The following is a 26,801-nucleotide window of genomic DNA, read 5'->3' as shown; positions in this document are numbered from 1 at the left end:
GGTTCCACGCCATGCGTGGTGCGGGAACCCGTCACTAGGATCGACTCGTTGATCCGACATCGAACGCACGGCGGGGCCTCCCAGCCCCTGGACACCAATGGAGGACTCGTGGGAGTCAGCCTCAGCAAGGGCGGCAACGTATCGCTGACCAAGGAGGCGCCGGGCCTGACCGCGGTCATCGTCGGTCTGGGGTGGGACATCCGCACCACCACCGGCACCGATTTCGACCTGGACGCCAGCGCGCTGCTGCTGGACGCGTCCGGCAAGGTCACCAGCGACGCCAACTTCATCTTCTTCAACAACCTCAAGAGCCCGGACGGCTCGGTCGAGCACACCGGCGACAACCTCACCGGTGAGGGCGAGGGCGACGACGAGCAGATCAAGGTCAACCTCGCCGCCGTCCCGGCCGACGTCGACAAGATCACCTTCCCGGTGTCGATCTATGACGCCGAGAACCGTCAGCAGTCCTTCGGCCAGGTGCGCAACGCGTTCATCCGCGTCGTGAACCAGGCCGGCGGCGCCGAGATCGCGCGGTACGACCTCTCCGAGGACGCCTCCACCGAGACCGCCATGGTCTTCGGCGAGCTCTACCGCAACGGCCCGGAGTGGAAGTTCCGTGCCATCGGCCAGGGCTATGCCTCGGGCCTGCGCGGCATCGCCCAGGACTTCGGCGTCAACGTCTGAGCCCACGGCGGGTCTCACCGTCCGGCGCCGCACGGTTTGCGTGCGGCGCCGGACGTGCAGGACAAGCAGAGAAGGACTGTCTCGGGGAGGGACCAGCATCATGGGCGTCACGCTCGCCAAGGGAGGCAATGTCTCCCTGTCCAAGGCCGCACCCAACCTCACCCAGGTGACGATCGGGCTCGGCTGGGACGCGCGCTCCACCACCGGCGCGCCCTTCGATCTCGACGCCAGCGCGCTGATGTGCAACAACGGCCGGGTGCTGGGGGATGAGTGGTTCGTCTTCTACAACCAGCTCAAGAGCCCGGACGGCTCGGTCGAGCACACCGGTGACAACCTCACCGGTGAGGGCGAGGGCGACGACGAGTCGCTGCTGATCGACCTCTCCAAGGTGCCGCCGCAGTGCGACAAGATCGTCTTCCCGGTCTCCATCCATCAGGCCGACGAGCGCGGCCAGAGCTTCGGCCAGGTGAGCAACGCCTTCATCCGCGTGGTCAACCAGGCCGACGGCCAGGAACTGGCCCGCTACGACCTCAGCGAGGACGCCTCCACCGAGACCGCGATGATCTTCGGCGAGGTCTATCGCTACCAGGGCGAATGGAAGTTCAGGGCCGTGGGACAGGGGTACGCGTCGGGGCTGCGGGGCATCGCTCTAGACTTCGGAGTCAATGTTTCGTAAAGCCGAGTACGGCGCGGTAGAGACTCGTACATACAGGATTGGGTAGCCAGTGGTTCTGAAAACCTTCGGCTGGTCGTTCGCGGTCACCGCGCTCGGCCTCGTCGCGGCGGTCTTCTACGGGGGGTGGACCGCTTTCGGTGTCGTGGCGATCCTCTCCGTCCTCGAGATCTCGCTGTCCTTCGACAACGCAGTGGTCAACGCCGGAATCCTGAAGAAGATGTCTGCCTTCTGGCAGAAGATCTTCCTCACCATCGGCATCCTCATCGCCGTGTTCGGCATGCGGCTGGTGTTCCCCGTCGTCATCGTGGCGGTCAGCGCCTCGATGGGCCCGATCGAGGCCGTCGACCTCGCCCTCACCGACAAGGACCGCTACGAGCAGCTGGTGACCGACGCTCACCCGTCGATCGCCGCCTTCGGTGGCATGTTCCTGCTGATGATCTTCCTCGACTTCATCTTCGAGGACCGGGACATCAAGTGGCTGGGCTGGCTCGAGCGGCCGCTCGCCAAGCTCGGCAAGATCGACATGCTCTCGGTCTGCATCGCCCTGGTCGTGCTGCTGATCTCCGCGCTGACCTTCGCGACCCACGCCCACCAGCACGGCGGAACACACGTCGACAAGGCGGAGACGGTCCTTCTCTCCGGTGTCGGGGGCCTCATCACCTACATGATCGTCGGCGGGCTCTCCGGCTTCTTCGAGGACAGGCTCGAAGAGCAGGAGGAGCGTGAGCACGAGGCGGAGGAAGCCGCCGAACGCCAGGGCAAGCCCAAGTCGGCGGTCGTCATGGCCGGCAAGGCCGCGTTCTTCATGTTCCTCTACCTGGAGGTGCTGGACGCGTCGTTCTCCTTCGACGGCGTGATCGGTGCCTTCGCCATCACCAACGACATCGTCCTGATGGCGCTGGGTCTCGGTATCGGCGCGATGTACGTCCGGTCGCTCACGGTCTACCTGGTCCGCGAGGGCACCCTCGACGACTACGTCTACCTTGAGCACGGCGCGCACTACGCGATCGGCGCCCTCGCCGCGATCCTCCTGATCACCATCCAGTACCAGATCAACGAATTCATCACCGGCATGGTCGGCGTGGTCCTGATCGGCTGGTCCTTCTGGTCCTCCGTGCGCCGCAACAAGGCACTGGCAGCGGCCGAGGGAAAAGCGGGCTCGGACGACAAGACTGAGGTGTCGTCCGGGGTGTGACACCCCTCGGGGTGAGGAACGCTCTGTGCGGGGCGGCGTCGAGGCGAGTCCTCGGCGCCGCCCCGCCGGTCTTTGACGTGAAGGTGGGGCGGGAATGGGTTTCTTCGACGGGCTCCGGCGCGGGCAGGAGTCCGACTTCGACTCGGGCAACGCGGCGACCAACTCCATCGAGCTGACCAAACGGCACGGCCAGGTCTCCCTCACCAAGCAGGGCGCCGCCACCGGGCATCTGCGCATCAACCTGGCCTGGCGCATGCGGACGTCCGACTTCGGCGGCTCCCAGCGGGAGAGTCTGCTGCGGCACCCCTTCAGGGCGCTCAAGCCGCCGGAGGTCCTCGGGCACAGCCAGAGCATGGTCAACGTCGACCTCGACCTGGGGTGTCTGTACGAGCTCCAGGACGGCACCAAGGGCGTCGTGCAGCCGCTCGGGGGCTACCTCGGGGAGATCAACGGGGCGCCGTACGTGAAGCTCAGCGGGGACGACCGGTTCGGGTCGGCGTCCGGGGAGACGATCTACGTCAACCTCGACCATCGGGACGCGATCAAGCGGCTGCTGGTGTTCGTGTACATCTACGACCAGACGCCGGCGTTCGACCGTACGCACGCGATCGTCACGCTGTATCCCAGCAACGGGCCGCGGATCGAGATAGGTCTCGACGAGCGGCATCCCCAAGCTCGGTCATGCGCGGTGGTGATGATCGAGAACGTGAAGGGGGAGATGATCGTTCGGCGTGAGGTGAAGTTCGTCTACGGGTTCCAGGCGGAGCTGGACCGGTTGTACGGGTGGGGATTGCAGTGGGGGCGGGGCTACAAGGCGAAGGCTGAGCGGTGAGCGCTCGCCCACGTCAGAGCCGCGCGCCCCTTCACCGTCCGATGAACTGAGGTCCCTGAGGAGGCAGCCGGAACTCCTGCGCCGGAGCCGCCGTCACCGGCTGCGGGTAGCCGTAGCCGCCCGGGGCTCCCGTCGTCGCCGCGGCCGGGGTCTGCGGGTAGCCGTACGCCGGCTGGACCGTGGGAGCGGGCTGCTGGGGGTAGCCGTAGGCCGGCTGGGCCGGGACCATCGTGGGCTGTTCCGGGGGGAGGGGCTGGGAGGTCTCCGGGGGCGGCAGGGCCGCGGGCTCGTCCGTCGTACTCTGCTGCTCCTCCGACTCGTCCACCGCGATGCCGAAGTCGGTGGCGAGGCCCTGAAGGCCGTTGGAGTAGCCCTCGCCCAGCGCGCGGAACTTCCAGCCCTCGCCGCGGCGGTACAGCTCGCCGCAGATCAGGGCGGTCTCCTCGCCGGTCTCCGGCTTGATGTCGAAGTGCGCCAGCGGCTCGCCGTCGGCGGCCGTGGCGTCGTACAGCAGGATGCGCAGCCCCTGGACGCGGTCGAAGGTGACGTCGTCCGCGGAAGCGACCAGCAGAATCCGGCTGACATCGGACTCGACACCGGCGAGATCTGTCTGGATCGTGTCCGTGGGCCCCTCGGCGACCCGCTTCTTGCCGAGCAGCCAGACCTTTCCGGAGGGGTGGCGGGGCTGGTTGTAGAAGACGAAGTCCTCGTCGGATCGCACACGACCGTCCGGGCCGAGGAGCAGCGCCGAGGCGTCGACGACAGGGCTCCCCTGCACGGGCGCCCAGCGCAGCACGGCGCGTACCGTGGTGGCTTCGAGCGGGACGTTCGACCCCTTCAGCATCGCGTGCGTCATGCGGTCATCCTGCCCTCTCGGTCCTGCTCACGACAACGCGGGGTCGCAGATCCGTGTGTTTGGCTGTGCATGGGTGTGCGTGTCCGTGTTACCTGAAATTCATGCCCTGCGGGAACCTAGGACATGGATCCCTACGTACTATTACCGGCCACCTGTGGACAGCCCGCAGGAGTCCATCAGCGTCCACGGGGGAGTTCTATGCGTCATTTCGGGCACATCGCCCCTGAGGTGCGGCAGCGCCTCTTCCACGTGGAGCCGTGCGAGTTCACCGCGGACTCCTCGGCCCGGCTGCTCGCCGTGGCCCTGGGCGCCACGCTCTACAGTCCGGCCACCCGGCCGCGGCTCGCCGACGACATCGTCAAGCAGACCGGACGTGGCGTGGTCTCGATGGTGCTGTGCCTGGAGGACTCGATCGGCGACGAGGAGGTCGCGGACGCCGAGGAGAACCTCGTCCGGCAGTTCAAGGACCTCGCCGGCCACGACGGCATGGACCTGCCGCTGCTGTTCATCCGGGTCCGCACGCCCGAGCAGATCCCGGACCTCGTGGAGCGTCTCGGTGTCGCCGCCCGGCTGCTGTCCGGGTTCGTGATGCCGAAGTTCACCGAGGAGCGCGGCATCCCCTTCCTGGAGGCGCTGGCGAGCGCCGAGACGGCGAGCGGGCGGCGGCTCTTCGCGATGCCCGTGCTGGAGTCGCCCGAGCTGCTGTACCGGGAGTCGCGGGTGGAGACCCTGGAGGGCATCTCCCGCGCGGTCGACAAGTACCGCGAGCGCGTCCTGGCGCTGCGCCTCGGCGTGACCGACTTCTGCTCCTCGTACGGCCTGCGCAGAGCGCCCGACATGACCGCCTACGACGTCCAGGTCGTCGCCTCCGTGATCGCCGACGTGGTGAACATGATGGGCCGGGTCGACGGCACCGGGTTCACGGTGACCGGGCCGGTGTGGGAGTACTTCCGCGTCCAGGAGCGCATGTTCAAGCCGCAGCTGCGCCGCAGCCCCTTCCTGGAGGGCAAGGCCGAGGAACTGCGCGAGGCGCTCATCGAGCACGCCATGGACGGCCTGCTGCGCGAGATCACCCTCGACCAGGCCAACGGCCTGCAGGGCAAGACCTGCATCCACCCCTCCCACGTGCTGCCCGTGCACGCACTCTCCGTGGTCAGCCACGAGGAGTTCAGTGACGCCCAGGACATCCTGCGGTCCGAGCGGGGCGGCGGCGGCGTGCTCAGGTCGGCGTACACGAACAAAATGAATGAAGTGAAGCCGCATCGCGCCTGGGCCGAGCGGACCCTGCTGCGCGCCGAGGTGTTCGGTGTGGCGAACGAGGACATCGGCTTCGTGGAGCTGCTCGCGGCCGGAATCCCCGATTGAGACCGCTGACCACCAAGGGACGTATGAACCACGCAGTGAACAAAGCCGTCTGGTCCGGCAGCTGGGTCGCCGAGCGACTCGGCGTCGAACTGGTGGGCGACGACGGGCTGACCGAGCTGCTGGGGCTGGCGCTGCGCCGCAACCCCAAGCGGGCGCACCTGCTGGTGTCGAACGTGCTCGGCAAGCACGTCCCGCAGTCGCCGTCCGTCGTCTACGGCCACGGCTTCGCCCTCGGCCGCCGCGTCCGGGACCTGCTCGGCACCGACGAGGCCCGCCGGGCGGTCGTCCTCGGCTACGCGGAGACCGCCACCGGCCTCGGCCACTCCGTCGCCGACGGCGTGGGCCTCGCGCCCTACCTGCACTCCACCAGGCGCCCGGTCCCGGGCGTCGCCACGGCCGGCGGTTTCGAGGAGTCCCACTCGCACGCCACCTCCCACCTGCTGCTGCCTCAGGACCCGGCGCTGCTGGTCGGGGACGGGCCGCTGGTCCTGGTCGACGACGAGTTCTCCACCGGCAACACGATCCTCAACACCATCCGTGACCTGCACGAACGCTACCCGCGCGGACGGTACGTGGTGGTCGCCCTCGTCGACATGCGCTCGGCGGCCGACGCCGGCCGCCTGGAGGGCTTCGCCCGGGAGATCGGCGCCCGGGTCGACCTGGTGGCGGCCGCCTCGGGGACCGTGCGGCTGCCGGAGGGGGTGCTGGAGAAGGGGCAGGAGCTGGTGGCCCGGCACGAGGCCGCGGCCGCCCCCGCCCCGCCGTCGTACGGCCGGATCGCCCGCGTCGACCTGCACTGGCCCCGCGGCCTGCCCGACGGCGGGCGGCACGGGTTCACGCCGCAGCACCGAATACGCCTGGAGGGCGCACTGCCCGCCATGGCCGCCCGGCTCGCCGAGGCGCTGCCCCCGAAGGCCCGGCGCGTGCTCGTCCTCGGCTTCGAGGAGCTGATGTACGCACCACTCAGGCTGGCCCGCGAGCTGGAGCAGCTCGCAGACACCGCTGACACCGTGGGCGCCGAGGTGCGCTACTCCACCACCACCCGCTCACCCGTCCTCGCGGTCGACGACCCCGGCTACGCGATCCGCAGCCGCCTCGTCTTCCCCGCCCACGACAACCCGGCCGACGGCCCCGGCGAGCGCTACGCCTACAACGTGGCGGGCGGCGGCTTCGACGCCGTCATAGCCGTCGTCGACTCGGCCGCCGACACCCCCGAACTGCACGCGTCCGACGGCCTGTTGGCCCGGCTGGCCGCCCACACCCCGCACGTGGTCCTCGCGGTCGTACCGTCGTACGTCCCCGAGTCGCTGTACGTTCCCGAAAGGCCCGCCATGCTGCCCGAGCCCCTCCGTGGCCCCGCCTTCTCCTCGTACCCGCCCGACGAGGTCGGCTGGCTGCTCCAGGACCTCTCGGACGTGACGCTGGAGGCGCCGACCGAGGAGCGAGAGGAGGCCATCCAGAGCGGCGGCGCGCACTACGCCGAGTCGCTGCCGGTGGAGTACCAGCCCAGCGAGCAGTACCAGGAGCTGTTCCACACGGCGCTGGAGGCGTCCGCGGGGCGGCTGGCGCTGGCGGTGGGCGCGGTCACCGAGCTCGTCCTCGCCGAGCGCTCTCCCCGGCCGGTGCTCGTCTCGCTGGCCCGCGCGGGTACGCCGATCGGTGTGCTGATGCGCCGCTGGGCCCAGTTCCGGCACGGCCTCGACCTGCCGCACTACGCCGTCTCCATCGTGCGCGGCCGCGGCATCGACGCCAACGCGCTGCGCTGGCTGGCCGCCCACCACGACCCGCGTGACGTCGTCTTCGTCGACGGCTGGACCGGCAAGGGCGCCATCACCCGCGAACTCGCCGACGCGGTCAAGGAGTTCGAGGCCGGGGGCGGTGCGGTGGGCTTCGACCCGGAGATCGCGGTGCTGGCCGACCCGGGCTCGTGCGTGCGGACGTACGGCACTCGCGAGGACTTCCTCATCCCGTCCGCGTGCCTCAACTCGACCGTCTCCGGCCTGATTTCGCGAACCGTCCTGCGCGCCGACCTGGTGGGCCCGAACGACTTCCACGGCGCGAAGTTCTACCGCGAACTCGCCGGCGCCGATGTGTCGGTGGCCTTCCTGGACGCGGTCGCCGCCCGCTTCCCCGAGGTCGGGGACGCGGTGGACGCGCAGGCCAAGGAACTGCTGTCCGGCGACCGCGAACCGACCTGGGAGGGCTGGGCGGCCGTCGAGCGCATCAGCGAGGAGTACGGCATCCACGACGTGAACCTCGTCAAGCCCGGCGTCGGCGAGACCACCCGGGTGCTGCTGCGCCGGGTGCCCTGGAAGATCCTCGCGCGGGCCGGGGCGGGCGCCGACCTCGACCATGTGCGTCTGCTGGCCGAACAGAGAGGTGTCCCGGTGGAAGAGGTCGCGGAACTCCCGTACACCTGCGTGGGGTTGATCCACCCCAAGTACACGCGGGGCGCCACGGGCGCCGACGGCAAGGCGGTGACGGTCTGATGCCGGTGCTGGTGGCGAGCGACCTCGACCGTACGCTCATCTACTCCGTGGCGGCCCTCGCGCTGACCATGCCGGACGCGCGGGCGCCCCGGCTGCTCTGCGTCGAGGTGCACGAGAGCAGACCGCTGTCGTTCATGACGGAGACCTCGGCGGCCCTGCTCACCGAACTCGGCGACGCGGCGGTCTTCGTCCCGACGACGACCCGGACCCGCAAGCAGTACCAGCGCATCAACCTCCCCGGCCCCACGCCCACGTACGCGATCTGCGCGAACGGCGGGCACCTCCTGGTGGACGGCGTCTCCGACCCCGACTGGCACGCGCGCGTGACGGCCCGGCTGGCCGACGAGTGCGCCCCGCTGGACGAGGTCCGCGAGCACCTGATGACGACGGCCGACCCGCTCTGGGTGCGCAAGCACCGCGACGCCGAGGGCCTCTTCGCCTACCTGGTCGTCGAGCGCGAACTGCTCCCCGAGGAATGGGTGAAGGAGCTCGCCGTCTGGGCGGAGAACCGCGGCTGGACGGTGTCCCTCCAGGGCCGCAAGATCTACGCCGTCCCTAAGCCGCTCACCAAGAGTGCCGCCATGCACGAGGTCGCCCGCCGCACCGGCGCCGAGCTCACCCTCGCCGCCGGCGACTCCCTCCTCGACGCCGACCTGCTCCTGGCGGCGGACCGGGGCTGGCGCCCGGGCCACGGCGAACTCGCCGAAGCGGACTGGAGCGCCCCGACGATCAGTGCGCTGCCGGAGCGGGGCGTACTGGCGGGGGAGCGGATCCTGCGGGAGTTCCTGCGGGGGGCGCGGCAAGCCTGACCCGTCAGCCGCAGCAGCCCCCGCCGCAGCAACCGCCCCCGCCGCCACCGCCCGACCCGGGTGCGGGGGCGGGCGCGGAGGCCGAGCCGCCGACCGCCACTGTCGACAGGAGCTTGACCGTGTCGTCGTGGCCCGCGGGGCAGTCGGCGGGGGCGGAGGACTCCGCCATCGGACGGCTCAGTTCGAAGGTGTCGCCGCAGGTCCGGCAGCGGTACTCATAGCGAGGCATACGCACAGGTTAACCGGCGTACGGTCGCCGTCGTAGGGGCACGTCAGTGCCCGGACCCGCGCTCCTCCCGGATCTGGTTCACGACCCGCGCCACCGACTGCCGTACCGCCTCCGTCTCGGTCAGGAAGTGCCAGTAGTCCGGATGGCGGCCCTCCAGCGTGCCGATCGCGCGCTCGAGGCGGGCGACCGCGTCGTCCAGGGGGCGGGCGTGATGCGGGTCGGGGGTGTGGCGGCCGGCCATGGCGAGGCGCTGGGCGTCGCGGATGGCGAAGCGGGTGCGGTCGATCTCCTGCTGCGGGTCCTTCTGCACGGCGTTCAGCCGGCGCAGCCGGTCCCCGGCGGCCGACACGGATTCATCGGTCGTGTTCAGCAGCGCCCGGACCGTCGACAGCAGGGCGGTCGCGTCGGGCCAGCGCTGCTCGTCGCGGGCGGCGCGGGCCTCGCGCAGCTTCAGCTCGGCCTGCGCCACGTTCTCCGCGGCCTGGTCCGGCACGTGCTGGAGGTCCTGCCAGCAGGCGGCCACGAAGCGGCGCCGCAGCTCGCTCAGGATCGGGTCGAGCTGCTCTGCGCGGGTGGTGAGGGCCTGGGCGCGGGTGCGCAGGGAGACCAGCCGGTGGTCGATCTCGGCGGCCCGCTCCGGCAGCCGCTCGGCCTCCACCCGGACCGACTCGGCCTCCCGCGCCACGCGCTCGGCGCGCTCCAGGGTCTGGGGGACGCCGTGCGCTCCCGCGCCCTGGTTCAGCTTGGTCAGCTCGGGCCCGAGGGCGGCGAGCCGGGCGGCCAGGTCGTCCGCCTTCAGCCCTGATCCCCGTACTGCGTCGAGCGCGTTGGACGCGGCCAGCAGGCCCTGCCGGGCCCGCTCGACGGCGGGGGCGAGGCGGGCCAGCTGGGTCTCGGCCTTGCCGATCAGCGGTTCGAGCCCGGCCGTGAACCGGTCCAGGTCCTGTTTGACCCGGCCCAGTTCGTCCTTGGCCCGGCCGAGCGCGGTGCGGGCCTGCGCGGCGGCCGAGGTCTCCAGGTCGTCCCGGTCGAGGTCATGGGCGTCGACGGCGTTGATGTACTGGTGACTGGCCTCGTCGATGCGGTTGCTGATCGCCTGGAAGTCGGCGACCGCGCGCCGGGCGGCCGGGGAGTCGTCGACGGCCGTGATGGTCTCTATCGAGATCCGCAGGTCGCGCTGGGCGGTGTCCAGCTCGTAGAACGCGGCCGCGGCGGCGTCCTTCGCGGCCTGCGCCTCGGCCCGCTGGCTCTCGGCGCGCCCGCCGAACCAGCGCCGGGTGCCGCTGCCGCCACCGCTCGCGAAGGCGGCGGGCAGGGCGATCGCGACGACGAGCGGCAGTCCGAGCAGGGTGAGGGTGTCCCGCAGCACGTGACGCACAGGGTGGTGCGCGCGCGGCACCAACGGCGAGTACGGCTGCGAAGGTGTCGCCGTCACATCCCTCTCCCGTGCTGTGATTTGTCCTTGCCCGCTGTCATTCTCCCACCGGTTAAGGACGAACACACGGGCCGGTCAGTTCGCCGTCCGGACCGTTACTTTGCCGTCGCCGGTCTGCGCGGACACCACATGGGAGCTGGAGTCGTCCCGAGGTACCGAAATGTCCTCGGCTCCGTCGCCCGTCCTGGCCGTCACCCGGTACGTGGCGTCGGGCAGCGCGATGGTCACGGACCCGTCGCCGGTGCGGGACTCCACCAGGTCGGGTACGGCGCCCAGTTCGAGGTGGACGGAGCCGTCACCGGTCCGGGCGCGTACCTCGCGCGAGGAGACCTCCGCGTGCACCGAGCCGTCGCCGGTACGCAGCTCCAGCGGGCCGCTGGAGTCGGTGACGCGCACGGAGCCGTCGCCGGTACGGATGTTCAGCGCGTCCTCGAAGCCCCGCGCGCGCACGCTGCCGTCCCCGTCCACGACGTTCACCGCGACCCCGCGCGGCACCTCGATCCGGTGCTTGGCCGCGCAGTCGGCGACCACGCCCGAGCACGTCAGCCGCAGCTTCAGCCGTTCGTCCTTCATGGACCAGGTCACCTTGGGGTCCTTGCCCATGGCGACCGTGCCCTGGAACCAGCGGGTGACGTCGACCGTGCCCGCCTTGTGCGCGTCGGCGGCGACGATCTCCAGCGCGGAGTCGTCGGAGTCGATCGTGAGCGTGTCGCCGCGCAGCGCGAAGGACCGCTGGTCGGGGTCCTTGTCGTCGCCGGCGGAGGCGCCACACGCGGTGGCACCGGCGACGAGGGCCGCGACGACACCGGCGACGGCGAGGGCACGGACGGGAACGGTACGGGCCATGACGGTCTCCCCCTGGGACGAGCGCCGAAGCCTGTGCTACGACGCTCTTCGACCGTACGGATCCCGGGCGGGCGGGGGCATCCGGGCCGCTCCCGGATTCCGGGTGGGGATAACCCCCGGAGACCCGCGGAGACCCCCGGAGGTCCCACGGAGGTGGCCCTTACACACAGCTCGGCCGCACACAGCTCCGTGATACGGGTTTGCGGGGCAGTGCCCCGGGCAATGTAGGCTGTCGACTCGTCTCGGGTGCGTAGCTCAGGGGTAGAGCGCCTGCCTTACAAGCAGGATGTCGGCGGTTCGAAACCGTCCGCGCCCACCGACCGTTCAGGTCAGGCTCAGCAGAGCTTCGGCGGCCCCTCGGAGTGATCTCCGGGGGGCCGTTCTCATGAGCGGAGTCCACCAAGCGGGTGGCCAGGGCGCGGAACTGCGCGGGCAACCGGGATCTGACGGTCGACGGAACCGGCCGGTCCGGCCGATCGATGAGTTCCGGGTCGTGCGGAGGTCATAACCTGCAGCACCGCCGGCAGACTGACGCGCTCGTACCCGGAGGAGACACATGGCAAAGCTCATCTACTCGATGCTCACCTCGCTCGACGGCTACGCCGAGGCGGCGGAGGGCGGCCTCGGCACCGGTGCCGACGACCAGGAGGTGCATACCTTCGTCAACGACCTCTTCCGCCCCGTCGGCACATACCTCTACGGCCGACGGATGTACGAGACGATGGTCTACTGGGAGACCGCGCACACCGAGCCCGACCAGCCGCCGCACATCCTGCAGTACGCCCGCGACTGGCAGGCCGCGGAGAAGATCGTGTACTCCACGACGCTTGAGTCGGTGTCCAGCACGAAGACCAGGATCGAGCGGACCTTCGACCCGGACGCGGTGCGCAAGCTCAAGGCCGAGGCTGATCACGACCTCACCGTCGAAGGCCCGAACCTCGCGGCCCAGGCGATCGCGGCCGGCTTGGTGGACGAGTACCACCTGTTCATCACCACGAGCGTGGTCGGCGGCGGCAAGCGCTTCTTCCCCGACGGCGTGCGCCTCGATCTCGAGCTGGTCGAGGAGCGTGCCTTCGACAGCGGACTGATCTACGCGCGCTACCGGACCCGCTGAGTACCGGAGAGGGAGGGGCAGGCCGCGTGCATCGCGATGCCGACGGCGACGGCTCCTCTGCGGGATGAGAGGGCATTTCACCCCGCTGTGTGGCCGATCGGCTGGGCGAGTGAGACGCCTCGCTCCTTCGGTCATGCCGGAAGGCCGACGCGGGCATCGGGTGATCGGCTGACTCCAGCGCCAGTGCTCCGGACGAGTGTCCCTGGCGCAGAAGGAGAAGCTTCCGATGTTCTGGCCGATTTTCCCATGCAAGAATCCTGCTCCGCACTTCCGGCGAGCCCAGTTTCTCCGGGTAGGTGCGCTCCTGATGGCCGCGCTGACGCCGGCCCTTCCGGCTTCGGCCGCCGAGGCCGTTCCTCACGACCGCCATCCCGGCCAGGCTCCCCGCCAAGCGGTGGGCATTCCGAAGGGCGGTGCCGAAGACCGACTCGGCGATCCGGTGGTCACGCCGCTCGGTTCGTTCGGCGGAATTCGCTACGTGCAGTACGACGGTGTGTTCGAGGGCGAGACGTCGACCGGGCGGTTCCGCGTTCCCTACCGGATCAGCGCTCCTGCCGATCCGGACCGCACCAACGGCACCGCTGTCGTGGAGCCGCCACACTTCGTGGTGGGGCTCGGCGCCCTCAATGTCTATCTGCGCAGGGACTTCCTGTTCCGCCAGGGCTTCGTGCACGCCGGTGTCGGCTGGAGCACGCTCGGCAACCGCATCCTCGATCCGTCAGTGCCCGGCACCTTCATCGAGGGCGGAGTCGAAGAGGACGGAGCCAGGGTCGACGACGAGATCATCACGGACTTCGCCAGGGCACTCGCCTCCCGCTCCTCCGGCGCGCGTCCACTGGTCGGCAAGCTGCCCCGACGGTACGGCACGGGCTTCTCCGACAGCTCGTACCCTCTCCTGCGCCTGGTCCGTTCCGGCGACGCCACGGGCGCGCTCGACCTGGTGCTGCCCATCACCACGGAGGGCTTCGACCCCCAGGCCGACATCGCCGCCGGCCGCTACAAGGGCAAGGTACTCATCGTCAATTCGGAAGCCGACGATTCAACGAACCTGACCGACCGGGGCATCGTGACGAATCGGTATCGGTTCTACGTCGTCGCGGGAAGCCCGCACATTCCGGACCCGCTGGACGCCCCGCTGAACGTGCCGTTCCCGGTGAGGAGGACGACCCCGGCGAGCTTCGTGCCCGCCCTGCGCGCGCACTTCCTGCAGGGGCACAACTGGGTCCGCAAGGGGGCACCGCCGCCGACGAGCACGCAGTTGCGCACGGCGGGCGACGACACCATCGTCCGGGACGCCAACGGCAACGCGATCACCGAGGACCGCACCGGCCGGCGCGTGCCCCGGCTGCCGTTCGTCGAACTCGGCGAGGCCCGCTTCATCACCGGCTTCACCGGCAGCTACGACAACGTACGCACCGTGCAGCAACTCGGCTTCAGCAGCCACCAGGCCTACGCCAAGGCTTTCAGGAACAAACTCCGCGACTACCGAAGGGCCGGCTTCATCCTGCGGCGGGACGCCCGTGACATGAGCCGCCGCGCCGGCCTGTGCCCTCCGTCGACCTTCACGGAGACTTACCGCGACCACTACGCCGAATTCGTCGCGATCCGGCCCTGCACGGCCCGATGAGCCTGTCTCCGCGTCATCTGGCGGATGACGCGGAGACTTCTGAACTCCTGCGCTTCGCCCGCGCCTCCGGGGCCGATCGCCGTCCACGGTGCTGGATCGGTTGTTGGCTGGGCAGGGCGAGGTGTGCGGAGAGGCATGATCAGGCCGGCAATGACGGCGCGGGGGTGTGGGCTCCGGCGGTAGGTCGGGAGGGTCGTGGGGGTCGTGGGGGTCGTGGGGGTCGTGGGGGTCCGACATGGAAACGGAGCTCCCGACCGAGGGCCGGGACCCGTCCGGACTGCCGCGGCAAGGGTCAAGTCGCAGTAACCATCCCGGGATTGCCGCTCCGACGGATGACGTACGAGGGCCCTGCCGCGGAGATGCCTGTGACGGGGCCCCGGGTGGTGCAGGGTCAGCAGGCGTCGTACTTCCAGTCGCCGCCCTCCCTCGCCCACGGCTGCGACTCCTGGTCGAACTTCGGCAGGCCCTCCACCTTGTAGGAGACGCGGGCCAGATCCCCGGACACCTCCGCCTGCACGTCCGTCGCCGGATGCCCGTCGCCGTAGTCGGCCGCAGCCTGCTCGATCACAGCCGTATACGCCTCGGGCGTGATCTTGCCCTGGCAGCGCTCCGACAAGGCTTCGTACGCGGTGTCGTCGTCACCGTCGAAGTACGCCGTGGTGTAGTCCTCCACGGCCTGCTGGAGGGCGCCGTCGTCGCCCGGCGCGCTGCTCTCCTCGGCGGCCGGACTGCTCGCGCTGCTGCTGTCGGCGGACGCGTCGTCGCCGTTGTCCTCGCTGGACGAGCAGGCGGTGAGTGTGGCGACGAGCAAGGCGGCGGCGGTGAGCGTGGTGGCGCGGGTGCGCATGTGTCCCCCCATGGACGGTGCGGTCTGAGGGGGCATGGTGCCATAGAGGTACGACATGGCCGTGCCGCCTCAGGGGGATTGCGGCGTGGTTCAGGCGCCCGCCTTCTCAGGCTCCTCCGGCTGCTCCGGAGTCTCGTGCGCGTGCTTCAGCTTCATGCGGGCGTCCACCTGCTCCGCCGCCGCGACCTCCACCCAGAAGCGGTGGCAGCTCACGAAGACCGCGAGTTCGTGCTCCCGCCGGCGGAGCTTCTCCACCGCGGCCTGTTCGTCGGCTGTCCAACCGGGGGAGGCGGGGCGCTCCACCTTGCGCCAGCCGCCCGCGTCGCTGAAGCCGTCCAGAGGCTCGACCGACCAGGGAAGCCGCTTGAGCAGGGCCGACAGCTCGGCCCGGACCTGATGCAGCTCCTCCTGACCGGCGAGGAGGTCACTCGGAAAGTCATAGGTCGTAGCCACGGCACAATGCTACGCCTGTTCGAATTTGGGTGGCGAGTTCCTTCGCGTGGTTCATGCGAACGGGTGTGCCGGAGTGCGTATGCCGTTCGGTGGTCAGCGTGGGCGGCGGACCCGGTAGCAGGCCGAGAGCGAAGGTCTGTCCGCCGACATCGCCCGCCGCCACGCCGACCGTGCGGTCCCCGGCGAGTTCCTTGGCCTTCGTGATCGCCCGGGGCACGTCGTCGACGAAGTGGAACGGTGCTTCGGGATGCCACCCCTCGGGCCTGGGCCGGTGCGACACCCCGACGATGTGCTCGCCCGCCGGGGGCTTCCCCTCCCAGCCGTTGGTGATGTCGAAGACGTGCCGCCCGACCACCAGCACCCCGATGCCCGCCGGCATCGGCTTGACGTAGTCGGCCGAGGTCCGTGAGACCTTGGCGAACTCGTTGCACAGGGACGCAGTGCGCCCCGGAAACTCATCGCCGGCGTGGCGCTCAGGCCGTGGGCAGGGCGGCCAGCCAGGCGGTCAGCAGGCGGTTGACCTCGTCCGGGCGTTCCTGCTGGATCCAGTGGCCGCAGCCTTCGAGGAGGTGGGAGGAGCGCAGGCCGGGGAGGGCGACGGGGAAGGCCTCGATCGCGTCCGCCAGCCAGGTCGTCGAGGCGTCCAGGGTGCCGCCGAGGAAGAGTGACGGCTGGGGGATCGGGGCGCCGGTGAGGTCGGCGAGGTCCTTCCAGTCCTCGTCCATCGCGCGGTAGCGGTTCAGGGCGCCGGTGAGGCCGGTGCGCTCGAACTCGCCCGCGTAGACGTCGAGTTCCGCCTCGCCGAGCCAAGCGGGCAGACGGTCGGCCGGGAAACGGTCACGGAGGGTGTTGCCGGGGCTCACGAAGTGCGGGTCGGGGGCGCCGGGTCCGGGCATGGTGTCCGCGGAGAGCGCGGCGTAGAAACCGGCGAGCCAGCCGCGTACGTCCGGTTCGATCTCGCGCTCGGCCCGGCCCGGTTCCTGGAAGTAGGAGACGTAGAACTCCTCCTTCCCGCCGCCCAGTTGCGCGAAGATCTCGCTCGGCCGCGGGCCGCCGGGAGGGGTGTACGGCACGCTCAGCAGGCCCACCGCGCGGAAGACGTCGGGCCGCAGCAGGGCGGAGTGCGCGGCGATGGTCGCGCCCCAGTCGTGTCCGACGACCACCGCGGACCGCTCGCCGAGCGCCTCGACCACGGCCGCGTTGTCCGCCACCAGGTCGCGCATCCGGTACGCCGCCACCGCGTCCGGCCGCGAGGAACGCCCGTATCCGCGCACGTCCACGGCGACCGCCCGGTATCCGGCGGCGGCCAGCGCAGGCAGCTGGTGACGCCAGGAGTACCAGGACTCCGGGAAGCCGTGCAGCAGCAGGACCAGCGGTCCCTCGCCGAGTTCCGCGGCGTGGACGCGGCCGGCGGGGGCGGGGAGGAGGCGGTGGGTGACGTCTTCGAGCTGGGGGGCCGGATGGGGCATGAGTCCTCCGTACGTGCGTCGGGTGCAGCGGCACGCACACGGGCGGCGGCGCTGCGGCTCGTACGTCGATCCTGCGGTTCGGCGGCGGCCGGGCGCGAGGGTTGTTGCCGGTTCGGCAAATCGGTACCAGGTGGGGAGGAGGCGGTCACCGGGGCGGCGCGAACCCGCCGCCCCGGTGTGTCGCTCAGCCACCCACACCCGGCCGCGACCGAGGAGGGCCCAGCGTCAGTGCCCGGCGTCCCTCAACTCCCGTACCAGGCGGGCCGTTACGGGCACCTCCACCCCGTGGCGCTCGGCCGCGCGCAGCAACGCCCCGCCGATCGCGTCCAGTTCGAGCGGGCGGCCCGCCTCGGCGTCGCGCTGCATCGACGACTTCATCGCGTGCGGGAAGCTGTCGTAGCGGGCGAGTGCCTGGGCAGGGTCCGCCGGGCCGCCGCAGGCGGCGCTGACCTTGGCGGTCTCCTCCACCAGGGCCGTCAACTCCTCGCGGTACTTGGTGCGGACGTCGCCGAGGGGGAGTCCGTGGCGGGTCGTCAGGAGCGCGAAGGGGGCCAGGAACGACATCTTCGCCCAGAGGGCCGCCGACTCGTCCTGCAGCACGCGGGTGGTCGGGCCGGCGGCCGTGAGGGCCTCCGCCAGCGCGTCGAGGCGTTCGCGGGGGACGCCTTCGCCGGTGAGGTCGACCTCGGCGAAGGGGCTGCCGTGCTCGATCACGCCCGGCGCCACGCGGGTCGACTCCACGCGGATGACGGCGGGGGCGACGCGGTCGGAGCGGTAGCGGGTGCGGAGGGCCGCAGGGTGTTCGACGCCGTTCAGGAGCGGTACGACCAGACCGTCGCCGAGTGTCGCGGGCGGGACGCGTTCGAGGGCGGCGTCGAGGGTCGTGTGCTTGACCGCGACCAGGCAGGCGTCGACCGGTTCGCGCAGGGTCGTGTCCGCCTCGACGTGGGCCGTGAAGTCGCCGAATTTCTCGCTGCGGACGCGGATTCCGGCCGTACGGAGGGTGTCTGCCGTCTCGTCGCCGGCCAGGCAGATCACGCGGTGGCCGGCGCGGGACAGGAGGGCGGCGAGCAGGCCGCCGGTGCCGCCGGGGCCCAGGACGGCCACGGTCAGTTCTTCGTACGCCATGATGCGGGGTTCCTCTCCTCGGTCGGCCCCGGGACGGTGGCCGCCTCGGAACGATCATCGCAGGCGGCGCTTTCGCGGTGGCCTGATTGGTGGAATCCGGCGGAGGCCCGGCGGTATTCCCCGGCGGGGGCGAGACTGGAGGCATGTGCCGCAGCATCAAGACGCTTCGTCCGCCCGTACTGCCCGAGGAGGCGACCGAGGAGGAGATCCGGGCCGCCGCCCTGCAGTACGTCCGCAAGGTCTCCGGGTTCCGCGCGCCCGCCGCGCACAACCAGGAGGTGTTCGACCGGGCCGTGGAGGTGATCGCCGAGGCCACGGCGGAGTTGTTGGCCGGGCTGGAGGTACGGGGGTCCGCTGCGCAGAGGGCGGGGTAGAGCGGGCCGGGGTTTGGTGGGCGGGTCGGCGTTGCTGGCCGAGGTGGGTCGCGCAGCCCGGCGCTATGGGGGTGCCGCTCTTCTGTGGGTGGGGAGCCGCCCCAGCGGCACGATTGCCCGCAGCTGTGGTGCGATGCGTGCCGGTCGTTGGGTGCGCAGCCCGGCGCTATGGGGGTGCCGCTTCTGTGGGTGGGGAGCCGCCCCAGCGGCACGATTGTCCGCAGCTGCGGTGCGATGCGTGCCCGGGGTGCTGCCCGTGCCGGCCCCGCGGCACGACTGCCCGCAGCTGCGGTGTCCGGGGCGTCGCCCTTCTGGTGTCAGTGCCCGTCGTTACGGTGCCTGTGCCGGCTCCGGGCGGCGGCGCATGACGAAGGCCGCGCCTGCGCCCGCTCCGAACAGGGCCAGTAGCGACACCCCTGTCGCCAGCCAGGTCGTGCCCAGCCACTGGGCGCCGTAGTAGCCGAGGGCGACGCTGTAGGCGGCCCAGGAGAGGCCGGCGAGGGCGGACCAGGGGAGGAAGTCGCGGGCGCGGCGGTGGGCGGCGCCGGCGCCGAGGGAGACGACGGAGCGGCCGGCCGGGGCGAAGCGGGCGAGGACGACCAGGGTGCCGCCGCCGCTGGCGAGGGCCGAGCCGAGACGTTCCTGCGCGACGGTCAGCCGGCGGGAGCGGGCGATGGCGCGGTCCAGGCGGGCCCCGCCGCGCCAGGCCAGGCGGTAGGCCACCAGGTCGCCCAGTACGGACGCGGTCGTGGCGCAGAGGATGAGGGCGAGGATGTCGGGCACCTCGTGCGGAGCGACCTGGCCGGTCGCCGCGCCGGCGGCGGCCGTGGCGGCCGTGATGACGAGGACGCCGCTCGGCAGGACCGGCAGGAACACGTCCAGGAGGACAGACGCGGCGATCACCGCGTAGATCCATGGGCCGCCGGTCAGCAGCCCCACACTCTCCATGCTTTCCAGCACCCGAACTCCCCGTGATCCCCCGTGTTAACAGCCATACAGCGTACGCCCGGGGTCTGACAGGACATTCACCGGGGGCTCGTGTGTTCGGCACGACATGTTCACCCGGCTGCCCCCTCGCGGGGACGACGGCGCCCGCCCCGCGTGAGCCGCGGGAACGGGCGCCGTCGTGCATGCAATGCAGCTGCCGAGGATCAGGCCGCCACCGGCGTGTGCTCGGTGGCCGGCTTCTGCGCCGCCGTGGAGCGCTTGGCGAACAGCCGGTCCAGGCCGAAGGCGCCGGAGCCGGTGAAGATCAGCAGGAAGAAGGCCCAGCAGAACATCGCCGCGCCCTCGCCGCTGTTCTCCATCGGCCACAGGGCGTTGGGCTGGTGGACCTTGAAGTACGCGTACGCCATCGCGCCCGAGGAGATGAACGCGGCGGCCCGTGTCCCGAGGCCTAACAGCACGAGCGAGCCGCCGACCAACTCGATGACGGCCGCGTACCAGTTGGGCCAGGCGCCGGTCTCGACCGTGCCGCCGCTGCCGTCTGCGCCGCCGAGGACGCCGAAGAGCGAGGAGGCGCCGTGGCAGGCGAAGAGCAGGCCGACGACGATGCGGAAGAGGCCGAGGGCGTACGGCTGGGCCCTGTTGAGACGTGCGGTCATGTGGGGGGTACTCCTTCGGTCGGGCCGATCCGTGGGGAGAGGACCGGTCTGGGGGACGGAACCGAGTGAGTGACCCAGGTTAGGAGCACCTAATCTATCGTTGCAAGTTCAACATTTGGCCACCGGTTTGCCTCCGCTTTCCCTTCCGTTTCAGCCGAGGCCGCACGTAGGGCCGCTCTCGCCACCGCGTCCGCGTCCGAAAGCGTGACCGAATCCACACCAGGGCGGGCGCCCGCCGCGGTCACCCAGTGCACGCCCTCCGTGGGTACCCCGAAGGCCAGCCGCCGTGCGTGCGCCCGGCCCTGGCGGTCCAGCAGACGGTACGGCCGCGGTGTCACGTCCAACCCCCCGGTCTCGTAACCGTCCACGGTGTGGGGCCGGCACTGTCCGGTCTTCAGCAGCCGGGCCAGCAGCTCGTCGGCCGTGCGTCGCAGATCCGGTTCCGGTAGCCGCGCCTCTATGAGTGTGGTGACGCGTACGGCGGACCCCGGCACCTCCGGGGAGTGCGCCACCCACGCCCCGTCCTCCTCGCGGACCTCCAGACGAGGCCCGAGGACCTCCACCACGCCCGCCTCCACCAGCGCGGCCAGCTCCTCGATGCGGCTCCGGGGCGGGCCGATGGACAGGAAGGCGTTGAGCGGGGTGTACCAGCGGTCCAGGTGGTCCCGGCGGGAGGCGCCCGCGAGCCCGCCGTGGTCGACGATCTGCCGCAGTTCGTTGCGCAGGTCGCGCAGCACGTCCTGGGCGGCCTTCAGCGGACCGGCGACATTGCCGAGGGCCGCCTGGGCGGCGTCCTCGCGGAGGTGGGCGAGCAGCCAGTCCCGCCAGGCGCCGGGGCCGGCGAAGGCGCGTCCCGCGTACGGGCGGGACATCCGGTCCCAGGACCAGCGGTCGGCCGGCGCCACCCCGAACTCCTCGAGTACGGCGGCCTCCTGGGGACTGCCGTGCGCGGTGGCCAGGAAACGGTCCCGGAAGTCCGAGGCCGCGTACCCCGTGGCCGCGAACTCCGTGATGCCGAACTCCATGGCCCCGACCAGCGCTTCGTAGTAGACCGTCTCCACCTCCTTCGCCACCAGCGGCCATATCTCGGCGAGGAAGTCCGGCGCCTCGCCGGAGTCGGCGCGCTTGCGGAAGCCGGCGATCACCTCGTCGGTGAGGACCAGCGGGCGATGACGGCCGTAGGGGCCCTTCGCGTTGTCGCCCCGGGCCTGGTACGGGATGCCGCGCCGCGAACCGGCGTACAGGCGCGGCTCGCGGCCGGAGGGCAGGTACCGCAGGCCGTGCGGACCGGGTACGAAGCGCCCGCCGCGGCCCGTCGTCAACAGGGCCGTGTGGTCGAAGAAGTTGAGGCCCAGACCGCGCAACAGCACCGGTTCGCCGGGGGAGACGGGCGCGAGGTCGACGTCGGCCGGGTTGGCGGGCGGTATGTGGCACAGGCCGTGCTGCTCGGCGTAGGCCGCCGGCCGCCGTACGGCGGTGTCCGCGGCCACCGGCAGATGGCCCTGGGCCAGGACGACGGCGGACAGGCCGGACAGGGCGCGGCCGTCGTCGAGGGTGAGGGTCTGGAGGCCGTCGGGTGCGTCGTCCAGGCGTACCGCGCGGGCCGTGTACGTCTCGACCCGCACCCCGGGCGGTGCCTCGCGCACCGTCCGCGCGAACACCCACTCCAGGTAACGCCCGTACTGGGCCCGGGTCGGATACGCGTCGGGCCCGAGCGTGCCGCCCGCCCATTCGTGCAGGCTCGGGCCCGGCCGGATCGGTCCCGAGCAGTCCACGCTCTCGTCGGTGAACAGGGTCACCTGCGAGGCCACCGTGTTCATCAGCAGCTCGGGCGACTGCGCGGTCCTCCAGACGTGGCCCGGGCCGGGCGGCGCCGGGTCGACGACGTGGACCGTCAGCCGGGCGCCGGGCGGGAGGAGTTCCGGCGCCGAGGCGCAGAGGCGTTCCAGGACGCTGGTGCCGCGCGGTCCGGCGCCGACCAGGGCGACGGAGACGGGCACGTGGTCCTCGGTCGGTGCGGACAAGAGGGGGACTCCCGGGCGTGTGGGGCGCGTGGTGGCGACCACTGGAAGCGGACGGTCCGCCTCATCATGCCGTCGGGAGCCGAGGGAGCCGAGACCAGGGTGCACGGACTGTGGGATGCATCACGAGCATCACGAGCATCACGGGCATCAGGAGCATCACTGGCCACGGGCACAACAAACGGTCGTAACGGGTTGATCAGCGGGCGAGTTCGGACTCCGTGACCGTCGCCAACTGCGGCCTCCCGTCCCCCACCTCCCGCGCCTGCTCCAGCCGCAGCCGGGCCGAACGGCCGCGCAGGGTCAGGGTCATGAGCTGGTTGCCGAACCACGGGCCGCCCTTCTTGCGCCAGCTGACCGGCGGGACGGGAGTGCCGGCGTGCCAGGCGAAGCGGCGGCCGAGGGCGCGGGCCAGGGCGCTCCAGCCGAAGCGGAAGCCGAGCCGTATCGAGAGGGGGATGGAGTTGTGGACCGGGGAGCAGGTCAGCTGGAGGATCCGGGCGTCGGGGGACTCGGCACGCCAGTGCGGCTCGGCCACGTACGCGTGGTGCACGTCCCCGGACAGGACGAGGATCGTCGCCGGCGCCTGGGGCCCCGAACCGGCCTCGGCGAGCAGCTCCGTCAGCGCGGTGAAGGACTCCGGGAAGGCCGCCCAGTGCTCCAGGTCGGCCCGGCGCCGCAGGTCCTCGCCGAAGCGGGCCCAGCGGGCGCCCTTCTCGCCCCGGCACAGCGCCGCGTTCCACGCCTCGGCGTCGTGCACCAGCTGCGGCAGCAGCCAGGGCAGGGAGGTGCCGACGAGGAGATGGTCGTACGACCCCGGCGCGTCCAACGCCTGTTCGCGCACCCACTCCGCCTCGCGCGGGTCGAGCATCGCGCGGTGCTCCTCGTCGAGGACGCGGGCCGCCCGGGTGTCCACCATCAGCAGGCGGACGCGGCCGAAGTCGCGGCGGTAGCTCCAGCGCACCGAGGCCGCGTCGGCGTCGGCCTCGGCGGCGAAGGCACGCAGCACGTCGGTGCCGTCGGGGGTGTCGCGCACCGCCGCGTACAGCGGGTCGGCGGCCAGTTCGGCCGGGGACAGGTTCCCGAGGTGCTGGTGCACCCAGTACGACATCAGGCCGCTCATCAGCCGCTCCTGCCACCAGCCGGTGGCCCGCATGTCCTCGAGCCAGGCGGCGGAGGTGTTCCAGTCGTCGATGACGTCGTGGTCGTCGAAGATCATGCAGCTGGGCACGGTGGACAGCAGCCAGCGCACCTCGGGGTCCAGCCAGGACTCGTAATAGAGGTGGGTGTACTCCTCGTAGTCCGCCACCTCGTTGCCCGGCGGGTCGCTCAGGTCGCGGCGGGCGGCCAGCCAGCGGCGGGTCGCGCCCGAGGTCTCGTCGGCGTACACCTGGTCGCCCAACAGCAGGAGCACGTCCGGCCGTTCGCCCTCGGGATCGTCCGCGATCCGGGCGGAGAGGGTGTCCAGGGCGTCCGGGCCGAACGGGTCCTTCTCGCCGGCCGGGGGCGAGGCCCAGCGGCAGGAGCCGAAGGCGACCCGGAGGCCGTCGTCCTCGGTGGACGTGCGGATGACCGAGGGCGGGAACGGGGAGTCGGGCAACGGCCACACGTGCGTGCCGTCGAGGAACACCTCGTACGCGCGTGTCGTGCCGGGGGCCAGGCCGGTCACCGGGACGAGGGCGTAGTGATGGCCCTCGATCTGGAAGGTGCGGGCCTCGCCGCGGGCGCCGTCGGCGCAGCGCACCTCGGCGGTGCACGGGCGGCTCGCCTCGACCCAGACGGTCGCGCACGAGCCGTCGGCATACCTCAGCAGTGGCCCAAGGCGCAGTCCCGCCACGTGATCACCCTCCTCCGTCGCCCCGTACGGTACGGAACGACGGAGGGGAACGGGGAGGTTCCGCAGATCACGGTTTGTCGACCCTTTGCCGATCCTCGCGGACCACTCGGGATCGCGGGATCAGCAGCCCGAGAGGTAGTTCGTGAGCGCGGTCTTCTCGGCCGAGTCGACGGAGAGGTCGTAGTAGTACTTCACCTGGACCCAGGCGCGGACGTAGGTGCAGCGGTAGGCCGTGCGCGAGGGCATCCAGGTGGCGGGGTCCTGGTCGCCCTTGGCCTGGTTGACGTTGTCCGTGACGGCGATGAGCTGCGGGCGGGTCAGGTCGTTGGCGAAGGACTGGCGGCGGGCGGTGGTCCAGCTGTCGGCGCCGGAGTCCCAGGCCTCGGCGAGCGGGACGAGGTGGTCGATGTCGACGTCGGAGGCGGCGGTCCAGGTCGCGCCCTCGTAGACCGAGTACCAGCTGCCGCTGGTGGCGGCGCAGGCGGAGTCCTGGACGACGTTCGTGCCGTCGCGCTTCAGGACGACCTCACGGGTGTTGCAGGTGCCGGACTGGGTGATCCAGTGCGGGAACAGGTCACGGTTGTACCCGGTGCGGTCCTCCGTCGCCACGGTGAGCGAGGCGAGGTAGGTGCGGGCGGTGGCGCCGCTGACCGGGGTGGGGAGGGCGGCGGAGGCGGTCGGGCCGTTGAAAAGCCCGACCGAGGCTATGAGGCCGGTGAGCGCGGCGAGTATGCTGACGCGTCGACGCGCGTAGAACTTCGACATACGAACTCCCATGGGGTGTGGGGCCGTTGAGGTGCGAGCGAGGGAATGCTCGCGGGGCCGTGTTGCCGGGGGATGTGCGTCGGGTAAGAAGCTAATGACGTGCACATGACACGTCTATGCTCGCGACGGGACTTTCGGCCCTGAGGGTCGGTTCAGAGGTCACGTACTATGGACGGCGCAGAAGGGGAGTAGCTCTTCGCCGGACCGTCGACATACTGCTCAGCTCGTCTGAGCCGGCGCCCGGAGGCGGATCCCTTGGTGGATCGGCCAGCGAGACCTTCGGCAAGCAGTGCACATCCGTGCCGTACGGCACGGGTGACGTGTGCGCTGCCGTGCCGAGGTGTCCCGTCCGACGGATGCAGCGCTCTCGGTGGGGCAGCCCCGACCGATTGAGGACCCTTGATCAGCTTCACCGTGACGGCGCTCGTCTTCGGCGTCGTCTTCCTCGCCGAGCTGCCGGACAAGACCGCGCTCGCCGGCCTCGTTCTCGGCACCCGCTACCGCGCCTCCTACGTCTTCGCGGGCGTCGCCGCCGCCTTCGCGCTGCATGTCGCGCTCGCCGTCGCGGCCGGCAGCGTGCTGACGCTCCTGCCGCAGCAGATCGTGCATGCCCTGACCGGTGTGCTCTTCCTTGGCGGCGCCGCCGTGCTGCTGATGAAGGGGGACGAGGACGAGGAGGAGGTCCGCAAGCCGGAGAACCAGTCCTTCTGGAAGGTCTCGGGCGCCGGCTTCATGCTCATCCTGGTCGCCGAGTTCGGCGATCTGACCCAGATCATGACGGCGAACCTCGCGGCCCGTTACGACGACCCGCTCTCCGTCGGCCTCGGTGCGGTGCTCGCGCTGTGGGCGGTGGCCGGACTCGGCATCGTCGGCGGAAAGGCCTTGATGAAGCGGGTTCCGCTGCGGCTGATCACCAAGGTCGCGGCGCTGCTCATGCTGGGCCTCGGGGTGTGGTCGCTGTGGGAGGCCGTGGCCGGGTGAACCCGCCGCGTGAGCTGAACTGTGAGTGAACTGTTGCGTCAGACGGTGGCGGGAAGCCGGTTCTGTTTTGTACCGTGGAGAAACAAAGTGGCTCCCGCCCGTTTTCCCTGACCGGCGGGCGGGGCCGCCTTGTTCCCCCGGGGCACACCCACCCGCCCCGCTGCCCCGCGTCTTGGAGCTGCCGATGACGGCCACCGCCGTGCTCACCGCCCGCGCCCTCCTGCTGGACATGGACGGGACCCTGGTCAATTCCGACGCCGTGGTCGAACGCATCTGGCGGCGCTGGGCCGACCGGCACGCGCTGGACGGGGACGAGGTCATGAAGGTCGTCCACGGCCGCCAGGGGTACGCCTCGATGGCGCTGCTGCTGCCCGGCCGCCCCATGGAACAGAACCACGCCGACAACGCGCGCATGCTCGCCGAGGAGACCGCCGACATGGACGGCGTCGTCGCGATCCCGGGCGCCGCCGAGTTCCTCGCCTCGCTGCACGGACTGCCGCACGCCCTGGTCACCTCCGCCGACGTCCCGCTGTCCACCGCGCGGATGGCCGCCGCGGGCCTCGGCCTTCCCGACGTCCGGATCACCGCCGAGTCCGTCGGCGCGAGCAAGCCCGACCCCGAGGGGTTCCTCAAGGGCGCCGCCGAACTGGGCGTCGCCCCGGCCGACTGCATCGTCTTCGAGGACTCCGGCGCCGGGATACAGGCCGGCCGCGCGGCCGGGATGCGGGTCGTCGGTGTGGGGTCGAGGGCCGGCGCCCACGGGCCGGACGCGCTGGTGCGGGACCTGACGGAGGTGCGGGTGGCGGCCGCGGGCGACGGGACGCTCAGGGTGTACGTCGGCTGAGAGCCGCGTGCGTGGTTCCTGGGTGCGTCGGCCGGGAGTCGCTTGTCCGGTTTCCCGGGTGCGTCGGCTGAGAGCCGCGTGCGTGGTTCCTGGGTGCGTCGGCCGGGAGTCGCTTGTCCGGTTTCCCGGGTGCGTCGGACAAGGCGGCCGGGGCCGGTTTCCGAGGTCGGCCTTGGGGCCGGGATGCGGGTCGTCGGTGTGGGGTCGAGGGCCGGCGCCCACGGGCCGGACGCGCTGGTGCGGGATCTGACGGAGGTGCGGGTGGCGGCCGTGGGCGACGGGACGCTCAGGGTGTGCGTCGGCTGAGAGCCGCGTGCGTGG

The 26,801-nt window shown here is 71.2% G+C and carries 26 protein-coding genes, 1 tRNA gene and 1 pseudogene; 14 read left to right on the top strand and 14 right to left on the bottom strand.

Annotation, left to right across the window (positions count from 1 at the left end; genetic code table 11):
- The first annotated feature begins 108 nt into the window (after positions 1-108).
- The 4 genes from AC5P09_RS22000 to AC5P09_RS21985 all read left to right on the top strand — a co-directional run bounded on the left by AC5P09_RS22000 (position 109) and on the right by AC5P09_RS21985 (position 3,387).
- Entirely contained in the window at positions 109-684 is a 576-nt protein-coding gene (locus tag AC5P09_RS22000; protein WP_307674513.1) for a TerD family protein, read from the top strand.
- Positions 685-784: 100 nt separating this feature from the next.
- On the top strand, positions 785-1,360 hold the full coding sequence (locus tag AC5P09_RS21995) for a TerD family protein (RefSeq protein WP_493875542.1): 576 nt from the start codon (positions 785-787) through the stop codon (positions 1,358-1,360).
- A gap of 49 nt (positions 1,361-1,409) precedes the next feature.
- A complete protein-coding gene (locus tag AC5P09_RS21990; RefSeq protein WP_493875541.1) occupies positions 1,410-2,555 on the top strand; it encodes a DUF475 domain-containing protein in 1,146 nt (381 codons plus the stop codon).
- Between the two features lie 94 nt (positions 2,556-2,649).
- Positions 2,650-3,387 (top strand): TerD family protein, encoded by a 738-nt coding sequence (locus AC5P09_RS21985; protein WP_493875540.1) that lies wholly within the window; start codon positions 2,650-2,652, stop codon positions 3,385-3,387.
- A gap of 31 nt (positions 3,388-3,418) precedes the next feature.
- Here the strand turns inward: AC5P09_RS21985 and AC5P09_RS21980 are convergent, their stop codons facing one another.
- The gene (locus tag AC5P09_RS21980; protein ID WP_493875539.1) at positions 3,419-4,243 is read right to left on the bottom strand and encodes a TerD family protein; all 825 of its coding nucleotides are present in this window, start codon (positions 4,241-4,243) and stop codon (positions 3,419-3,421) included.
- 198 nt (positions 4,244-4,441) lie between these two features.
- Here AC5P09_RS21980 and AC5P09_RS21975 point away from each other — a divergent pair, with 198 nt between their 5' ends.
- The 3 genes from AC5P09_RS21975 to AC5P09_RS21965 are packed head-to-tail and all read left to right on the top strand — an operon-like array spanning position 4,442 to position 8,906.
- Positions 4,442-5,608: an HpcH/HpaI aldolase/citrate lyase family protein gene (locus AC5P09_RS21975; protein WP_493875538.1), complete on the top strand. Its 1,167-nt coding sequence runs from the start codon at positions 4,442-4,444 to the stop codon at positions 5,606-5,608.
- 23 nt (positions 5,609-5,631) lie between these two features.
- Positions 5,632-8,097, top strand: a complete 2,466-nt coding sequence (locus AC5P09_RS21970) for a phosphoribosyltransferase (RefSeq protein ID WP_493875537.1) — start codon at positions 5,632-5,634, stop codon at positions 8,095-8,097.
- Positions 8,097-8,906, top strand: a complete 810-nt coding sequence (locus AC5P09_RS21965; protein WP_493875536.1) for an HAD family hydrolase — start codon at positions 8,097-8,099, stop codon at positions 8,904-8,906. The genes AC5P09_RS21970 and AC5P09_RS21965 overlap by 1 nt, the downstream gene beginning before the upstream one ends.
- A 4-nt stretch (positions 8,907-8,910) precedes the next feature.
- Here the strand turns inward: AC5P09_RS21965 and AC5P09_RS21960 are convergent, their stop codons facing one another.
- The 3 genes from AC5P09_RS21960 to AC5P09_RS21950 form a co-directional block, all read right to left on the bottom strand.
- The gene (locus AC5P09_RS21960; RefSeq protein ID WP_266440093.1) at positions 8,911-9,135 is read right to left on the bottom strand and encodes an FmdB family zinc ribbon protein; all 225 of its coding nucleotides are present in this window, start codon (positions 9,133-9,135) and stop codon (positions 8,911-8,913) included.
- Between the two features lie 43 nt (positions 9,136-9,178).
- The gene (locus AC5P09_RS21955; RefSeq protein WP_493875535.1) at positions 9,179-10,570 is read right to left on the bottom strand and encodes a hypothetical protein; all 1,392 of its coding nucleotides are present in this window, start codon (positions 10,568-10,570) and stop codon (positions 9,179-9,181) included.
- A gap of 75 nt (positions 10,571-10,645) precedes the next feature.
- Positions 10,646-11,416, bottom strand: a complete 771-nt coding sequence (locus tag AC5P09_RS21950; RefSeq protein WP_493875534.1) for a DUF4097 family beta strand repeat-containing protein — start codon at positions 11,414-11,416, stop codon at positions 10,646-10,648.
- Between the two features lie 244 nt (positions 11,417-11,660).
- Between AC5P09_RS21950 and AC5P09_RS21945 the strand changes: the two genes are divergently transcribed.
- The 3 genes from AC5P09_RS21945 (at position 11,661) to AC5P09_RS21935 (ending at position 14,157) form a co-directional block, all read left to right on the top strand.
- Positions 11,661-11,732: transfer RNA gene (locus tag AC5P09_RS21945), tRNA-Val, on the top strand.
- 240 nt (positions 11,733-11,972) lie between these two features.
- A complete protein-coding gene (locus AC5P09_RS21940) occupies positions 11,973-12,530 on the top strand; it encodes a dihydrofolate reductase family protein (protein ID WP_493875533.1) in 558 nt (185 codons plus the stop codon).
- Positions 12,531-12,837: 307 nt separating this feature from the next.
- Positions 12,838-14,157, top strand: a complete 1,320-nt coding sequence (locus AC5P09_RS21935) for an alpha/beta hydrolase domain-containing protein (protein ID WP_493875532.1) — start codon at positions 12,838-12,840, stop codon at positions 14,155-14,157.
- A 391-nt stretch (positions 14,158-14,548) separates the two neighbouring features.
- Here AC5P09_RS21935 and AC5P09_RS21930 read toward each other — a convergent pair whose 3' ends face one another.
- From AC5P09_RS21930 to AC5P09_RS21910, 5 genes and pseudogenes are all read right to left on the bottom strand, one after another.
- A complete protein-coding gene (locus AC5P09_RS21930; RefSeq protein WP_493875531.1) occupies positions 14,549-15,061 on the bottom strand; it encodes a nuclear transport factor 2 family protein in 513 nt (170 codons plus the stop codon).
- A gap of 33 nt (positions 15,062-15,094) precedes the next feature.
- Positions 15,095-15,457: a DUF8825 domain-containing protein gene (locus tag AC5P09_RS21925; protein WP_493875530.1), complete on the bottom strand. Its 363-nt coding sequence runs from the start codon at positions 15,455-15,457 to the stop codon at positions 15,095-15,097.
- A gap of 115 nt (positions 15,458-15,572) precedes the next feature.
- A pseudogene (locus tag AC5P09_RS21920) lies at positions 15,573-15,872 on the bottom strand (dihydrofolate reductase); the annotation flags it as partial.
- Positions 15,873-15,930: 58 nt separating this feature from the next.
- Complete coding sequence (locus AC5P09_RS21915) at positions 15,931-16,926, bottom strand: alpha/beta fold hydrolase (protein ID WP_493875529.1); 996 nt, start codon at positions 16,924-16,926, stop codon at positions 15,931-15,933.
- Positions 16,927-17,151: 225 nt separating this feature from the next.
- Positions 17,152-18,054, bottom strand: a complete 903-nt coding sequence (locus AC5P09_RS21910) for a ketopantoate reductase family protein (RefSeq protein ID WP_493875528.1) — start codon at positions 18,052-18,054, stop codon at positions 17,152-17,154.
- A gap of 143 nt (positions 18,055-18,197) precedes the next feature.
- Here AC5P09_RS21910 and AC5P09_RS21905 point away from each other — a divergent pair, with 143 nt between their 5' ends.
- Positions 18,198-18,428, top strand: a complete 231-nt coding sequence (locus AC5P09_RS21905) for a DUF2277 domain-containing protein (RefSeq protein ID WP_266440102.1) — start codon at positions 18,198-18,200, stop codon at positions 18,426-18,428.
- 330 nt (positions 18,429-18,758) lie between these two features.
- Here the strand turns inward: AC5P09_RS21905 and AC5P09_RS21900 are convergent, their stop codons facing one another.
- The 5 genes from AC5P09_RS21900 to AC5P09_RS21880 all read right to left on the bottom strand — a co-directional run bounded on the left by AC5P09_RS21900 (position 18,759) and on the right by AC5P09_RS21880 (position 24,655).
- Positions 18,759-19,376, bottom strand: coding sequence for a DedA family protein (locus AC5P09_RS21900; protein ID WP_493875581.1), 618 nt, complete (start codon positions 19,374-19,376; stop codon positions 18,759-18,761).
- A gap of 203 nt (positions 19,377-19,579) precedes the next feature.
- Positions 19,580-20,032: a DoxX family protein gene (locus AC5P09_RS21895; RefSeq protein ID WP_493875527.1), complete on the bottom strand. Its 453-nt coding sequence runs from the start codon at positions 20,030-20,032 to the stop codon at positions 19,580-19,582.
- Between the two features lie 89 nt (positions 20,033-20,121).
- Positions 20,122-22,056 (bottom strand): FAD/NAD(P)-binding protein, encoded by a 1,935-nt coding sequence (locus AC5P09_RS21890; protein WP_493875526.1) that lies wholly within the window; start codon positions 22,054-22,056, stop codon positions 20,122-20,124.
- Positions 22,057-22,252: 196 nt separating this feature from the next.
- Positions 22,253-23,890 (bottom strand): alkaline phosphatase D family protein, encoded by a 1,638-nt coding sequence (locus AC5P09_RS21885; protein ID WP_493875525.1) that lies wholly within the window; start codon positions 23,888-23,890, stop codon positions 22,253-22,255.
- Positions 23,891-24,010: 120 nt separating this feature from the next.
- Positions 24,011-24,655: an HNH endonuclease family protein gene (locus AC5P09_RS21880; protein ID WP_493875524.1), complete on the bottom strand. Its 645-nt coding sequence runs from the start codon at positions 24,653-24,655 to the stop codon at positions 24,011-24,013.
- A 399-nt stretch (positions 24,656-25,054) separates the two neighbouring features.
- Between AC5P09_RS21880 and AC5P09_RS21875 the strand changes: the two genes are divergently transcribed.
- The 3 genes from AC5P09_RS21875 (at position 25,055) to AC5P09_RS21865 (ending at position 26,786) form a co-directional block, all read left to right on the top strand.
- Positions 25,055-25,636: a TMEM165/GDT1 family protein gene (locus tag AC5P09_RS21875; RefSeq protein WP_493875523.1), complete on the top strand. Its 582-nt coding sequence runs from the start codon at positions 25,055-25,057 to the stop codon at positions 25,634-25,636.
- A gap of 184 nt (positions 25,637-25,820) precedes the next feature.
- The gene (locus AC5P09_RS21870) at positions 25,821-26,480 is read left to right on the top strand and encodes an HAD family hydrolase (RefSeq protein ID WP_493875522.1); all 660 of its coding nucleotides are present in this window, start codon (positions 25,821-25,823) and stop codon (positions 26,478-26,480) included.
- A gap of 183 nt (positions 26,481-26,663) precedes the next feature.
- Positions 26,664-26,786 (top strand): hypothetical protein, encoded by a 123-nt coding sequence (locus tag AC5P09_RS21865; RefSeq protein WP_493875521.1) that lies wholly within the window; start codon positions 26,664-26,666, stop codon positions 26,784-26,786.
- Positions 26,787-26,801 lie beyond the last annotated feature (15 nt).

The sequence above is a fragment of the Streptomyces sp. a15 genome (genome assembly GCF_059026085.1).
Note: the sequence above shows the minus strand (reverse complement) of the source record. Positions and strands in the feature narration are given on the sequence as shown.

What these genes read in the sequence shown, in the direction of transcription:
- AC5P09_RS21995 (WP_493875542.1), top strand. Translation starts at nt 785, where the DNA reads ATGGGCGTCACGCTCGCCAAGGGAGGCAATGTCTCCCTGTCCAAGGCC.
- AC5P09_RS21865 (WP_493875521.1), top strand. Translation starts at nt 26,664, where the DNA reads ATGCGGGTCGTCGGTGTGGGGTCGAGGGCCGGCGCCCACGGGCCGGAC.
- AC5P09_RS21970 (WP_493875537.1), top strand. Translation starts at nt 5,632, where the DNA reads ATGAACCACGCAGTGAACAAAGCCGTCTGGTCCGGCAGCTGGGTCGCC.
- AC5P09_RS21965 (WP_493875536.1), top strand. Translation starts at nt 8,097, where the DNA reads ATGCCGGTGCTGGTGGCGAGCGACCTCGACCGTACGCTCATCTACTCC.
- AC5P09_RS21895 (WP_493875527.1), bottom strand. Translation starts at nt 20,032, where the DNA reads ATGACCGCACGTCTCAACAGGGCCCAGCCGTACGCCCTCGGCCTCTTC.
- AC5P09_RS21870 (WP_493875522.1), top strand. Translation starts at nt 25,821, where the DNA reads ATGACGGCCACCGCCGTGCTCACCGCCCGCGCCCTCCTGCTGGACATG.
- AC5P09_RS21880 (WP_493875524.1), bottom strand. Translation starts at nt 24,655, where the DNA reads ATGTCGAAGTTCTACGCGCGTCGACGCGTCAGCATACTCGCCGCGCTC.
- AC5P09_RS21940 (WP_493875533.1), top strand. Translation starts at nt 11,973, where the DNA reads ATGGCAAAGCTCATCTACTCGATGCTCACCTCGCTCGACGGCTACGCC.
- AC5P09_RS21915 (WP_493875529.1), bottom strand. Translation starts at nt 16,926, where the DNA reads ATGCCCCATCCGGCCCCCCAGCTCGAAGACGTCACCCACCGCCTCCTC.
- AC5P09_RS21975 (WP_493875538.1), top strand. Translation starts at nt 4,442, where the DNA reads ATGCGTCATTTCGGGCACATCGCCCCTGAGGTGCGGCAGCGCCTCTTC.
- AC5P09_RS21930 (WP_493875531.1), bottom strand. Translation starts at nt 15,061, where the DNA reads ATGTCGTACCTCTATGGCACCATGCCCCCTCAGACCGCACCGTCCATG.
- AC5P09_RS21935 (WP_493875532.1), top strand. Translation starts at nt 12,838, where the DNA reads ATGGCCGCGCTGACGCCGGCCCTTCCGGCTTCGGCCGCCGAGGCCGTT.
- AC5P09_RS21980 (WP_493875539.1), bottom strand. Translation starts at nt 4,243, where the DNA reads ATGACGCACGCGATGCTGAAGGGGTCGAACGTCCCGCTCGAAGCCACC.
- AC5P09_RS21905 (WP_266440102.1), top strand. Translation starts at nt 18,198, where the DNA reads ATGTGCCGCAGCATCAAGACGCTTCGTCCGCCCGTACTGCCCGAGGAG.
- AC5P09_RS21910 (WP_493875528.1), bottom strand. Translation starts at nt 18,054, where the DNA reads ATGGCGTACGAAGAACTGACCGTGGCCGTCCTGGGCCCCGGCGGCACC.
- AC5P09_RS21900 (WP_493875581.1), bottom strand. Translation starts at nt 19,376, where the DNA reads ATGGAGAGTGTGGGGCTGCTGACCGGCGGCCCATGGATCTACGCGGTG.
- AC5P09_RS21950 (WP_493875534.1), bottom strand. Translation starts at nt 11,416, where the DNA reads ATGGCCCGTACCGTTCCCGTCCGTGCCCTCGCCGTCGCCGGTGTCGTC.
- AC5P09_RS21985 (WP_493875540.1), top strand. Translation starts at nt 2,650, where the DNA reads ATGGGTTTCTTCGACGGGCTCCGGCGCGGGCAGGAGTCCGACTTCGAC.
- AC5P09_RS21960 (WP_266440093.1), bottom strand. Translation starts at nt 9,135, where the DNA reads ATGCCTCGCTATGAGTACCGCTGCCGGACCTGCGGCGACACCTTCGAA.